Annotated in this window: 10 protein-coding genes; 4 read left to right on the forward strand and 6 right to left on the reverse strand. The window is 54.7% G+C overall.

Annotation, left to right across the window (positions count from 1 at the left end; genetic code table 11):
• Positions 1-80: 80 nt before the first annotated feature.
• On the forward strand, positions 81-1,427 hold the full coding sequence (locus CEE69_RS14175) for a coproporphyrinogen-III oxidase family protein (protein ID WP_099261291.1): 1,347 nt from the start codon (positions 81-83) through the stop codon (positions 1,425-1,427).
• Positions 1,424-2,344 (forward strand): dihydropteroate synthase, encoded by a 921-nt coding sequence (folP, locus tag CEE69_RS14180; RefSeq protein ID WP_099261292.1) that lies wholly within the window; start codon positions 1,424-1,426, stop codon positions 2,342-2,344. Before CEE69_RS14175 ends, folP begins: the two co-directional genes overlap by 4 nt.
• Here folP and CEE69_RS14185 read toward each other — a convergent pair.
• A complete protein-coding gene (locus tag CEE69_RS14185; RefSeq protein ID WP_099261293.1) occupies positions 2,321-3,814 on the reverse strand; it encodes a RecQ family ATP-dependent DNA helicase in 1,494 nt (497 codons plus the stop codon). The two genes, folP and CEE69_RS14185, sit on opposite strands and share 24 nt — an antisense overlap.
• A 36-nt stretch (positions 3,815-3,850) precedes the next feature.
• Between CEE69_RS14185 and CEE69_RS14190 the strand changes: the two genes are divergently transcribed.
• Positions 3,851-4,540, forward strand: a complete 690-nt coding sequence (locus tag CEE69_RS14190; protein ID WP_099261294.1) for an RluA family pseudouridine synthase — start codon at positions 3,851-3,853, stop codon at positions 4,538-4,540.
• Positions 4,541-4,628: 88 nt separating this feature from the next.
• Here the strand turns inward: CEE69_RS14190 and CEE69_RS14195 are convergent, their stop codons facing one another.
• Together CEE69_RS14195 and CEE69_RS14200 are read right to left on the reverse strand one after the other, a co-directional pair.
• Positions 4,629-5,987, reverse strand: a complete 1,359-nt coding sequence (locus CEE69_RS14195; protein WP_099261295.1) for a polysaccharide biosynthesis/export family protein — start codon at positions 5,985-5,987, stop codon at positions 4,629-4,631.
• Positions 5,988-6,060: 73 nt separating this feature from the next.
• A complete protein-coding gene (locus tag CEE69_RS14200; RefSeq protein ID WP_099261296.1) occupies positions 6,061-7,170 on the reverse strand; it encodes a hypothetical protein in 1,110 nt (369 codons plus the stop codon).
• Between the two features lie 588 nt (positions 7,171-7,758).
• Between CEE69_RS14200 and CEE69_RS14210 the strand changes: the two genes are divergently transcribed.
• Positions 7,759-9,342: an MraY family glycosyltransferase gene (locus tag CEE69_RS14210; protein WP_099261298.1), complete on the forward strand. Its 1,584-nt coding sequence runs from the start codon at positions 7,759-7,761 to the stop codon at positions 9,340-9,342.
• Positions 9,343-9,346: 4 nt separating this feature from the next.
• Here CEE69_RS14210 and CEE69_RS14215 read toward each other — a convergent pair whose 3' ends face one another.
• From CEE69_RS14215 to CEE69_RS14225, 3 genes are all read right to left on the reverse strand, one after another.
• On the reverse strand, positions 9,347-11,446 hold the full coding sequence (locus CEE69_RS14215; RefSeq protein WP_099261299.1) for an ABC transporter permease subunit/CPBP intramembrane protease: 2,100 nt from the start codon (positions 11,444-11,446) through the stop codon (positions 9,347-9,349).
• Entirely contained in the window at positions 11,443-12,201 is a 759-nt protein-coding gene (locus tag CEE69_RS14220; RefSeq protein ID WP_099261300.1) for an ATP-binding cassette domain-containing protein, read from the reverse strand. Before CEE69_RS14220 ends, CEE69_RS14215 begins: the two co-directional genes overlap by 4 nt.
• Before the next feature lie 114 nt (positions 12,202-12,315).
• Positions 12,316-13,074, reverse strand: coding sequence for a histidine phosphatase family protein (locus CEE69_RS14225; protein WP_099261301.1), 759 nt, complete (start codon positions 13,072-13,074; stop codon positions 12,316-12,318).
• Positions 13,075-13,080 lie beyond the last annotated feature (6 nt).

Consider the following 13,080-nt stretch of genomic DNA (forward strand, 5'->3'; position numbering starts at 1 on the left):
CGATTCGGAGCTCACCGGTTCGGTGTTTGCAGCCAATCGACTATTCTGAAGTAGACCATTCGCACGCAAACGGGAAACCTATGACGACTGCATCGACCCAGGACGAGTCTCGCGAAAAACAGCCCGAAGGCAGCAAGACTGAAGTCGGTAGTTACTTCATCAGTAATTATCCGCCCTACAGTCAGTGGAAGGCGGATTCGCTCGATGAAGTGAAGCAGCGGATGGCTTCTGCGCCGACCAGCGAAAATCCGCTGGGGTTGTACCTGCACATCCCGTTCTGTCGGAAACGCTGCAAGTTTTGTTACTTCAAAGTCTTCACTGACGTCAAAGCACAAGAAGTCCAGCGCTATGTCGACGCGTTGTGCAATGAAATTTCGATGGTCAGTCAGTTGCCAGTGATGGGCGATCGACCGTTCCGCTTCGTTTATTTCGGCGGAGGGACACCCAGTTTTCTGTCCCCGAAACAATTGACGAAACTGGCCGATCGATTGCGTGAGCACATCACTTGGGATGGTGCCGAAGAAGTCACGTTTGAGTGTGAACCGGGCACGCTGAGTGAGACCAAGGTCAAAACGTTGCGAGAGCAGTTGGGCGTGACCCGATTGAGTTTGGGAATCGAAAACTTCTCTGATAAGTTGCTTGAAGAGAACGGTCGAGCACACCTTTCCAAACAAGTTTTCTCGGCCTGGGAATGGATCGAAGCAGCTCAGTTCCCCAACGTGAACATCGACCTGATCTCGGGAATGGTCGGAGAAACCTGGGAAAACTGGAAAGACAACATCCGGCGAACAATCGACATGTCACCGGAGAGTGTGACGATCTACCAAATGGAATTGCCCTTCAACACGGTTTATAGCGCCGACATCTTGGGCAACAAAATTCAAAGTCCTGTTGCGGATTGGCAGACCAAGCGTGACTGGGTCAGCTATGCCTTCGACGAAATGACATCGGCGGGCTACAAAGTCAGCAGTGCCTACACGTTGGTCAAAGATACGGGGAAGGTGAACTTCTCTTACCGCGATAACCTCTGGCGAGGAGCGGATTTATTGGCAACAGGAATCGCGAGTTTCGGCCACGCCGCAGGAGCTCACTACCAGAACTTGCCGCACATGGAGCAGTACCTCGGTGCGATTGAAGGTGGAGAGCTGCCTTTGGGACGTGGGTTTGTACCGACCGAGCATCAAGCGTTGATCCGCGAGATGATCTTGTTGCTCAAACGTGGGTTCCTCGAACGCGAATATTTCCAGTCAAAGTTCGGCGTTGATATCGTCGAAAATTGGAAATCGGTTTGGGAAGGCTACGTTGAAGAAGGGTTGGCGGAGATCCATCCAGATGAGGTGAAGTTGACTCGCGAAGGGTTGTTGCGAGTGGATTCGATGCTCCCTGCGTTCTTCGAACCTGAACACCAGAACGTTCGCTACACATGATGCAGCGTGCTGTTTGGCGGACTTCTCGGCGCGATTTAGAAATCGGCCGGCGTCCGCTGGTGATGGGGATTCTGAATGTCACCCCAGATAGCTTCTCGGATGGCGGTCGATTTGTTTCTCCCGGTCAGCAGCTGACCACCTCGGAAACATTGGACCTAGCGGTCGAGACCGCGTCGAAGATGCAGGCTGATGGAGCCGACTTGATCGACATCGGCGGCGAAAGCACGCGGCCGTATAGCGATCCGGTGGATGCGGAAATTGAGACGGAACGAGTGGTTCCGGTGATCGAGCGGTTGGCGAATCACTTGGCCATTCCAATCAGCATCGACACCAGCAAAGCGTCCGTCGCCAATGCGGCCATTCAGGCGGGCGCGGAAATCGTCAACGATGTGAGTGGTCTGGAAGGCGATCCGGAAATGCCAGCGGTCGTCGTCAAGACACGTGTTGGCGTCTGTGTGATGCACATGAAGGGCACTCCGCAGACGATGCAGGACGATCCCAGCTACCGCGACGTTGTTGATGAAATCGAGCGGTACTTGCTGGCTCGACGGCAGGCTTGTTTGGACCAGGGAATCGAGCCCGAGCGAATCTGCCTCGATCCCGGCATCGGTTTCGGGAAAACACACGACCACAATTTGACCTTGCTGCGAGCGACCCATCGTTTTGCTTCCATCGGCTCACCCATTTTGATCGGTCATTCCCGAAAAGGTTTTATTCGCAAAGTCTTGGATCGAAATGAACGTGGTTTAAATGACGAGTACAACCCGATGGCTGGCACGTTGGCTGTTTCAATGGCGGTAGCAGCGGCGGGGGCTCACGTCATTCGCGTGCACGATGTCGCAGAAACCGTGCAGGGGTTGGATTTGTTTGAAGCATCAGGTGGCCTAGCTGTCTCAACCGATAATCGTGCTTTCTAGAAAGTACCGATTGAGGAACGCTTGGCGTTCCTCTGCTGGTGTCGCTGCAAACTGCACCATCGCATACAGACGTTTTTGATCTCGCTGTCGTTTCTCCGCCAGCCAATCGTTGTCACGGAACTTCTCTGGCAAAACGCCAATCAGCTGAAAGCATTCCGGTTCTCTTGGGCCTGCGACAACACCATGTCGATCGAGCATCGCAATGGCTGTGTCGACCCGGTGGTCATGTGGACTGACCCGTTGCAATTCCTTGCGAAGCCAGTCCAAGCCGTAGGCGGTGCATCGATCCGCATGATGTTCCAGAGCGAACATGAGACGGTCGTAGAAATCCGCATCGGGGTTGGCCCACTCGATGAATTGCATCTGCGTCATCAAGTCGTCTTGATCGTAGAGCCAAAGGCAGCGGCTTGGTTTGTCGTCACGGCCCGCTCGACCAATCTCCTGATAATAGGATTCGATCGATCCAGGGGTTTCAGCGTGGATGACCAGCCGAATATCTTCTTTATCGACTCCCATTCCAAATGCGGGAGTGGCCAAAACGAGGTCTCGTTCGCCGGACATGAATTCGTTTTGTATCCGACGGCGGTCCCTTCGTGATTGATCACCGTGGTAGCAGACGTGATCGATAGACCGTGCCAACAACAGGTCGCTGAAACGGGCCAGTGTTTTGATCAGCGAGAAGTAGATGATTGCGCCGCCAACGGGCGTATCGTCGGTTGGAGAAAATGGTGGGGCCGAAAGTGCTTCGAGAATCGTTTCGAATTTTTCGTTCTCGCCCATCACGGACTCGACGTCGATCCGCAAATTGGGACGATCAATCCCTTCATGGAACAGTCTCATCTCGCCTTCGGCCAGGCCAATTTGATCCACGATGTCCGCCCGGCATTCCGCGGTTGCCGTCGCGGTCAGGGCAATCGTGGTGGGAGAGCCCAGTTGTTTCCGGATGTCGGCGATTCTGCTGTAATCTGGTCGGAAGTCGTGGCCCCACTGGCTGACGCAGTGTGCCTCATCGATTGCGAGCAGCTGAATGTTTCGGCCCGAAATTGCGTCTAGGAATTCAGGTTTGCGAAATCGTTCAGGCGTCACGTATAGCAAACGATATTGGTTGTCGCGTAAGTTCTTCTGCCTCTTTTCGCGTTCACTTCGATCCAAAGAGGAATTGATGAGCGTCGCGTCGACGCCTTTTGCTACCAGCCCATCGACCTGGTCCTGCATCAAAGCAATCAGCGGAGAAAGTACCAACGTCAGATCGGTGCCGGTCCCCAGCAACGCGGGAATTTGGAAGCACATCGACTTGCCACGCCCTGTTGGCATGATCACCATGGCGTGCTCACCGGCGAGAACGTGCTGAATGACGGCAGATTGGCTGGGGCGAAATGAGCGATGCCCAAATACGTCCTGCAGGATCTTCTGGGCTTGGTCCAGCGAACGCTTACCCAACTTCAAATTCGCGTTGGCTGACTCACCCATCGGTGACGAAACTTTCTATTTTGGGATTCGAGAAACATGAGCGAAGTCGACGTCATCTACGAAGACAACCATTTGCTCGTGGTAAACAAACCGACCAAGTTAGCGACGATGGGAGCTGCTGGGCAGCCGACTTTGCATTCGCTCGGTTGTGATTACATCCGGCGGACGTGCAACAAACCGGGGAAGGTTTACTTGGGCATCGTCAGTCGATTGGATTCGATGACATCAGGAGTCATCGTGTTGGCTCGGACGAGCAAGGCAGCGAGCAGGCTGACGCCTCAGTTCGCCAATCATTCGGGTGATGGAGCCCGGAAAACATATCTTGCCGCAGTATCAGGTCGAGTCGAGCAGCAGCAAGGTGAGTTGGTTGACGACGTCTACAAAGATGAGACTGCCCACCGGATGCGAGTGGCTCATCATGCAAGAGCAGATGCAAAAGAAGCTCGTTTGGAGTTTCATTTGATGGGATATCACAACGACTCAACGCTACTGAGGGTGACGCCGCTCACGGGTCGGAAGCACCAGATTCGCCTGCAATGGTCGGAGGCTGGCTTTCCTATTCTGGGAGACCAAAAGTACGGGAGTGAGCGAGTTTGGCCGAACGGCATCGCGCTCCATAGTTGGCGGCTCTCAATCATTCATCCAACGACGAAAGATCGCATGGCATTTGAGGCTCCCATTCCGGAGGCTTGGAAGAACCGGCTCGGATCGAGCTTATTCACGTAGGCGTTTGATGCTTTTTCTTGGCTGGATACGAAAAAACGCCGCACCCAAAGGATGCGACGTTCGAATGCAGCGACTTAGAGCTAGCGATCTAGTTGCCTCGCAGCAGTTCCTGGATGCCGTAGGTGAAGAAGGTACCGAGGCTAAAGTTCAGCAATTCTTCTTCGCACTTGTATTGCAAGATCAGAGTGTCTCCGGGCTGTACCAGAGGTCGGCTCCGTGGATCGTTGATGGATCGAGCAAGGTCGACTTCGATGGCAACCTGTCCGTTGCAAGGTGTTTGACGAAGCACGTAAAGCATTCCCGGTGGGACGCCACCAACGGAACTCGCTCCGCCTAGGCCTCCCATCCCACCCCTGCCTGATTGACCGATGCCACCCCCGGCGATCGCCATCGCTCCGAGAACATCGAGGTCGTAGTCACGAGGCAGTGGGAACTCTCCGCCAGGCAGCAAGCCGCCGGTGTAGAACACTTCCGTTTCGCGATTCTCGATGTAGACGATGTCGCCGTCTTGCAGTTCCACATCTTCAGGTGTGATGTTCGGAATGACTCCAGGTGGCAACCGCAATGGGATGCGAAGGATTGATGGGTCTGGCGGAAGTTCAGGCGGACAAACACATGGGTCGAGCATGGCGTTGCGTTGCGAGGCGTAGAAGTCTCGAACAAACTGAGCTCGTTTGCGTTTGTCAGCTTCGCTGGCTCGCAGAACGCGAACTTCGTTCTTCGCGTTCAGGCCAGGCAATCCGCCGGTCTCAACCAAAGCGTGCAAAATGTCGTTCTTGTACGCAGGAAGTTTGACCAAGCCGCCACTGGCAGATCTGTCGCGGCCTCGAATGAACTCGCTGGACTGAGCTTGAAGTGATCGTTGATTGCCTTCGCCCAAGCCGTCTTCCCGAACCACGATCACGTCGTAGGTTCGTTCTTTGATGAGCGTGACAATCGGACGAGCTTTCTCTTCTCGCAGAATGTCATTGTCGATGTAGGCTTCACGAATCTTTTCGCGGACCTGATCGAGCGTCAGCCCTTCGACCTCAAGGGGCTCGATCAGTGGCAACGACAGAGTTCCATCATCCTGAACCGCAATCGGGTAACCGATCGACGGCGGCAGGGTGCTGTCCTGTTCCGGGAAATTGACCGGAGGTGGCTCAGGTGGAGTGTTGGGCGGATTGAATGGCAGAACGCCTTCAATGTAGACACCGAGGATGTCATCGGGGCCGAGCTGGTAGTCACGTGGTGGCTCGAGAGACAGCAACGCGATATCAACCGGAACCAAGTTGTTCTTGGGGGCCGGAAAGAATTCAGGCGGCAATCGGTGAGCAGGAACACCATCGATTGGCTGGGTCAGTGACGAGCAGCCGGTCAATGAAGCGACCAGCGAGGCGGCCACGCCAAGTCCAACCGTGGTGCGAATGTGTTTCCACACTCGAGTTTGAAAGAGGTTGATGTTCATCCTTGAACTCTCTGAAAGTGCAATCGGGTGCAAAGCCGCCCGGACTGGTCTGTGGTTGAGGAACGGTCAGAAATCAATCGAACAAAAATTGCATCGATTGATTGTTTGCAGGCGATTCGACTGCTTCATTTGATTGGGCCTGACGATCTGGCCGTCCGAAAATCTCTTCGATTACCGAATCAATTTCGTCTTGGGTTGGTTCAGCCACGTTGGTGCTGACCGGAGTTTGCTGTGTCCGCGGGACAAGGTCTGATGCGCTGGTGTCTTGAGGAGACGAGACGCTGTCAACATCAGGGAACAGTTGTTTGATGTTGGCTGAGCCACCAAACTGATCACCACTTGTTGGTGGAATGTCACTCAACATGGCTCCCGCACCGTCCGCAACGAACCCTTCGTTACTTTGCGAAGGTGCAACCTGTGAGAATGGATCGTCGGTGACATTCGATTTCGGTGCTACCGATTTGATTGCTGGCGGTGCAGGTGGTGCTTGCTGTTTCACGCGATTCATGTCCACGTTTGTACCGGTCAGTTCATTTGCTTCTTCGAACGTGACTCGGCCTGGCACCAGAGTTTCACCTTCACCCAACTGAATGCCTGGCGGCAAGACGTTGGCCGTCGGGGTGGGCGGTACGGGAGCGACTGGTGTCGGCGCCATTGATCCAGTCATGGCCGGCTGAGTTGGTTGCATCGGTGTTTGGATGCGGATTTGGTTGTAGTATCCGATTCCGTCCTGTTCGGCAGCTTTCACGCCGAGGGGGAATCCTTCAAACCAAGCGTTGACAGCACTTTGCCCGTCGCCGGATTGATGCTTCCAACCCCAGTAGTCAGGAGAGACGACTGCTGGAGTGCATCCCGATCCGCCGGTCGCCACTTCCATGTATCCATCGATGAAGCCCTTTCGCAGGTCCTTCATGTGACGGTGTTTTTTGTGGCAGTGAGAGTTTCGCAACCAAGCCTTCTCTGCCATCACTTTGTTGCGATGCGAGACCATGAAGTCGTCGATGCACTCACTTCGAGTCAGCTTGGATTGCAGGCCACCCATGATGGTGCAGCCGGTCATCCCCGTTGTCAAAATGCCCGCCGCAAGACTCGCCAAGAAGGCTCGTTGAGCTCGAAGACGAATGATGTTTCGCCTCGATAGCTTCGGGCGGACGGACGCGTCATGTCGATTAAGCTGGGTCATAATGCCGGCTCCCCTAGCGGCGGATCTATCTGGATCACACGACTCGTGCGTGCAACATTTCCAGTCGCCATCTTGCCTATGAAACTGGCTGCAACGGCGTTCGGAATCGGGGTCGCACCGTTTGCAGCGATTCTGCTAGCGGGCGATGTCCCCGCACTCTTTATCGCCCCTTCTGCGATTCCGGTTTAGCCAAATGTGCATGAAATGGGGGTGCTAGCAGTCCGCCTGGTTAGTGAGACTGTTCCGGGGGGCAGCGGAACCACAGGTGTCCCGACCTCGGAATCGTGGGAATTCCAGTATTTGGTGGGGGCGTTGACCCTTCTCAAGACGCCCAATTTGGCGAGATTTGCGGCTTGGAACGATTGCTCGATACAAATCCTGCCAAGTTCAGTTAACTTCCTGCAAGCCGAAGGGATGGCTTTTCGGCTGGCGCGTAAGATGATGCAACACGGGATCGTTGTACTAGAATAGTGAGCTATTCTTTTCGCACTGGGTTTACCGGTCCTCCACCGGCTGATGCTGTCACCGCGGTGACGCCTGCTGCCTCTACCGTGTCAAACTGCCCTTCTCTGATCGAATCAATTCGCAATGACACCATTCATCCTCGTCACTCTCACCGCTGCTTTCATTGCGATGCTGGTATTGGTGCCGGTGGTGCGTGCATTCGCAATTCGAGTTGGGTTGGTGGACAATCCGGACGCTGAACGCAAGCTGCACGACAGGCCCATCGCTCTGGCAGGCGGGCTGGCCGTTTTCATCGCAACTGGAATCGCGTTCCTCGTTGGCGTCGCCTACGAAAGTGGGTGGGCGGAATTCAGCAAGATGACAGAGTTGTCGTCACGCTGGTATATCTTGCTGGGTGCTTCGTCGGCGATATTGATCGTCGGCCTGATTGACGATAAGTGGGCACTCCGAGGAAGACAGAAGCTACTTGCTCAATGTGTCATTGCGATGGTTGTTGTTGGAAGTGGTACCGTTATGCGGTCGGTTTCGCTGCTCGGATTCGAAATTCCTCTCGGGATTTTCGCGATTCCCGTGAGTGTTCTTTGGTTGCTTCTCGCAATCAACGCTCTGAACTTGCTGGATGGAGCCGATGGGATGGCGACCACCGTCGGGGCATTCGTTTGCGGTGGGTTGGCATTGCTCAGTGCATCCAGTGGACATTCGGCTTCTACGGTTATCGCTGCCACTGCTCTGTGTGGTGCATTGCTTGGCTTCTTGGTTTTCAACCGTCCACCCGCCACCATCTTTTTGGGGGACGCGGGAAGCATGATGATTGGTTTGATGGTCGGCGTTTTAGCGATGTGGTGTTCTTTGAAAGAATCCGCAGTTGTTGTGGCCGCTCCTGTGGCGATTTTGGTTCTACCTCTGTTTGACTCGTCCGCTGCAATCATTCGTCGATGGATGACTGGCCGCAGTATGTATGCGACGGACCGAGGTCACTTGCACCATTTGCTGAACGAAAAGTTCGGACCAAATGGGATGCTGTTGGTCGTCGCGGGGCTTTGCACATTCAGCTCAACCGTTGCGGTTCTATCGGTTCGCTTCAACCAAGACTGGTTGATCCTTGTGGGAGCTGTCGCCGTTTTGGGGTTCCTGGTTCTGACGCGAACTTTTGGGCATTCCGAATGCCGCCTTCTTCTTGGGAGGTTGTATCACTTCGCTCACTCATTCGCGGTTCGCCCAAAGGACTGCGAGTCATCGAAGCATTTGAGAAGCGTTCAAATTCAAGGCGAAGGTTGCTGGGAGCCTGTTTGGGAACCCTTGGTCGAATTCGCGAAGCGACATGATCTTGCAAAAGTCCAAATCGACGCGAATATGGCTTGGCTGCACGAAGGCTATCACGCGACTTGGCAAAGTGTCCGTCTGCCTGAGAAGTCGGTCCAAAGTGTCGTCCGAATTCCGTTGTTCGCAACACGGCCTGGCGAAGTCGAGGCAGTACCGATAGGCAAAGTCGAAGTCATTGCTAATTCGTCTCACGAGTCATTGGCTCAGCTGAGCTATTTCCTGGAGCACGCTGAAGAGCTGCAGGAACAAGTGAGTTACTTGGTTGGTAACCTTGGAAAGAAGAACGCAGCTGCACGCCAGAAAGCGGCGAACGCTACAAAGTCACTGGAAAGCGGCGATCAGGTTGTCGGAAGCGAAGAAGTCGAAGCGGCTGCGAGCCGATAGTCGATCAGGCCGGCTCTTCGATGGCGTTGCCTCGTGTCGACCAGGCGATGATAGAAATGCCAACGATGACTAAGATCGCGGCAGCGGCGAGCCAGGTTGGCGGCAGGTGTTTGGAGCCCTCTGCATCGCTGAGCCCGAGGAAGTCCAGCTGTTCATGGTAGCGAGCGGCCAGTTCCAGCATTCCGTTGTGGAAGAAATGCAGTACGACGCCCGGCCACACGCTTCCTGTTCTGAAGGCGACCCACCCCAGCAGCAACCCGAGTAGCGTGGTGGGAAGGAAACGCTCGACCAGCAACGTGCTTCCGACGAACACATGGAAAAGCCCAAATAAGACCGCAGTGATGCAGACTGTTTGCCAAGGGCGGAGGACATTCGAAAAAGCGGAAAACAAGTAACCGCGAAAACAGAGTTCTTCGATGATCGCCGGTGTAGCTGCCATTGTCAGTAAGAGGATCCATGGCGGGACCGTCTTCCACTTGTCCAGCAAGGACCTTGTGCGTTCGATTTGATCGTCCGATAGCAAAGCGATTCCAAATTGGTCGGCCAGTGCCAAAGCTTCATGAGCGAATGCCCAGGCTCCGCCCGCAAGCACCACCGCACCCAAGAGAGACGCAAGCGGTGGTGTGGAAAAGCGATACGTGGTCAGGAATCGATGCTTACCGATGATGGTTGCGAAGAGTGGGGTCAAACCGAAAACTAAGATCAAGCTCAATGCGTTGAGCAGCAACTGGGAACTGACCGAGATCGTACCGGATACCATTCGCAACCACTGCATCAGACCATTCGAAATCAGGAATGACGCAGGCAAAAGCAAGGCGATGACCAGGCCAGCTTGGCTCATGCTGGGATGATTTGTGATTGCATTGGGACGCTGGAAAAGTGATCCAAATGACTTCTGGCTCGTTCTCTCTACCGCGTCACTACCGAATAGTTTCGCCGCAATTCCCAAGGTAGCTGCTGCGTAGAACAGTGTGCTAGTAACTGCGACGACTGCACCTGCCGCTGTCGCCGTACCCGACAGGATATCCCGAGCTAGCAAGACAATATTCAACAACGGCGCGACAGCCAGTGGCCCTTCCAAGTTCACACCGGGCATCAGCGAAAGCATCGCTGGGCCGAGAGACAGCAGCATCACTGGGATCAAATATGCCTGAGCCTCTTTGAAGGACTTTGCAAAGCTGGTTAGTGAAAGCAGCAACGCCGAGAAGAAGCAGCTGAACAGCAGCAGCAGGCCAAGGATCTGCGTGATCTGTAGCAGTCCGATCGAGGAGTCTCCAGCCAGCATGCTGGCCAATCCCGTGACCTTTATCGTTACGAACATGGCTAGCAAGTTCGCCATCGCAGTGAGGAACGCAACAAAGACGACGGCCAAGTACTTCGCGAGCAGTACCCACCAACGTGGCACGGGCGATGCCATCAACGCCTCCATCGTGCCGCGTTCTCGTTCGCCAGCGGTCAGGTCGATCGCTGGATAAACTGCTCCAGTGATGGTCATCAGAACCAAAACGAGCGGGATCACGGTTCCGAGAATGGATCCCGAAGCTTTCTCACCAATCGATCGAATTCGCAGATCGATTGGTTTGTAGTTGGGATCAATTTGCTGAGCGATTCGCATGGTCTCTGAAAGCTGCAACCACTGCAGGCGTTCGGTCAAAATGCGTTGAGCCGTGCTGCTTCCTTGGTCATTGTTGTACGAGACGATCTCAACCGATTGAATTGAACTCGGACCTTGCTGGAACTGAACCGCGATATCGAGCAAGTTGCGTGACAATGCCTCTTCGGGCGAAATTTCTTCGGGGACGACCACTTCGAAACGAGCTAGTTGACCACCGTTGACTTTGAGGATTGGCTCCGGAGGAGCACTGCGAGGGTCGTCGATCAACGTCTGCAAGAAATCACGTTCCGCGGGCGATGAGACACCGACCATGAACGCTTGTTCGGCTGGCATTCCCGATGAAAGCAGGAAGCGGTTCAACGCCATGCTAAGCAACGGATACACCAACAATGGCATCATGACCAAAGTCAGCATTGTCCGTCTGTCTCGCAGCGTTTCCCGAAGTTCTTTTTGAGTGAGTCGGCCTAGCCGGGACCATGAAAGTTTCACGCGTGGTCCTCGGTCAACGTCGGGTCAGTGGATTGCATCAAGTCAACGAACATCTCAACGAGGTGCTCTCGTCCGGTTTCTCCGCGAAGATCGTTCAGCGTCCCGCGATATCGGATGCGACCGCGATGGAGCAGACCGAATTGGTCGCACAGTCGTTCGGCTTCGTCCAAGCGATGAGTGCAAACCACCACGGCTTTTCCCGCAGATCGCAAATGTTCGATGTACTCGAAGATCGTCTGAACGCCGACGACATCCAGTCCGCGAGTAGGTTCGTCGAGCAACATCACGGGAGGATCGTGGATCAACCCACGAACCAAGGTCACGCGTTGACGTTGGCCCGTGCTGAGAGAACCGGCGCGACGATCGAGTAGGGACTCGATCTGCATCACGCTGGCGAGTTCCTGCAATCGCTCCGCTGCCTTTCCCGGATCAACTCCGTATAGATCTGCGAAGTACAAAAGCATCTCGCGAACGGAGAGCCACGGGTAGACACCGTCACTGGCCGAGACAAATCCCAGTTTCGCTTTGGCGGCGAAAGGATCCTCTGACGTCCGGATACCGGCCACTTCCGAATAGCCTTCGTCCGGTTCCAGGAGCCCAAGCACCATTCTTAGGGTGGTCGTTTTCCCGGCTCCGTTGGGGCCGAGCAGTCCAAAGACTTCACCGGGTGACACTCGCATCGACAGCCCGTCGACGGCGTGAACCGTTCCGCTTTCGATCGAGAATCGTTTGGTGAGCGAATCGATCAGAAGCATGTTGACGACAGAGTGATTCGAAGAGAGAAGCAACGACGTACCGCTGCCAGTGCACTGGACTGCTACGTTGCTGGGACCTCTTCGGGTCTGCTTCAAACTCGGAAAAGCAAAGGTTTAAGAAAGCATCGCTTGATGACCCGTGACGAGTCTCGGAGGCAGATGCGTGACACTGTTGAGGGACGTCAACTTCCAGCCCATCGTTGACCATTGTAGGGACGTGACTGACGTATTTGGGATCGGGCCGATCGAGTCCATCGCCACTCGCCCGAACAACATATGAAAAAGCATTTCTCGCAGGAAATCAGCGTGAGCGACCAGGACGACAACAGGACCATCGCGGGTGCCGAGCATCTCATCACCGGGCTGTTGGGTGAACGTTCTTTCAAACCGTTCGACCACACCTCGAGAACGCTCGCTCATTTCTTCGGGTGACTCGCGATCTCTGCCGCTCCACCACCCGGACTCCTCGATTTCAGAATCCAGTTTCACCGGAGGCGGTTCGTGATCGGGGAACTGAGCGGCGATGTCTCGAAAGAAAGTGTGGATCGCGGTTTTGCCCAGCCCATCAGCACCAGTGAAGTTCTTTTCATGGTGGCCGTGGTAACAGCCACCATTCTCAAAAACGTCATGCCACACCGAGATCGGGTAACGTCGAGGTGCGGTGTGTGCGTGTTGAAGAATCGATCGAGTGGTTTCGAGCGTGCGAAGGAACGGGCTGGTGATCAATTGATCAATCGCCAGACCAGAAATCCACTTGCCCAGGCAGTCAGCTTGCAGTCGACCCCGCGCCGTGATGCTCGGATCGCAGACCCGGTTGTGAACCGGTTTTGCGTTGTTCTCGCTTTCCGCGTGGCGAATCAGAAGCAACTGCATCGATCG

Source organism: Rhodopirellula bahusiensis (genome assembly GCF_002727185.1).
Lineage (GTDB): Bacteria > Planctomycetota > Planctomycetia > Pirellulales > Pirellulaceae > Rhodopirellula > Rhodopirellula bahusiensis.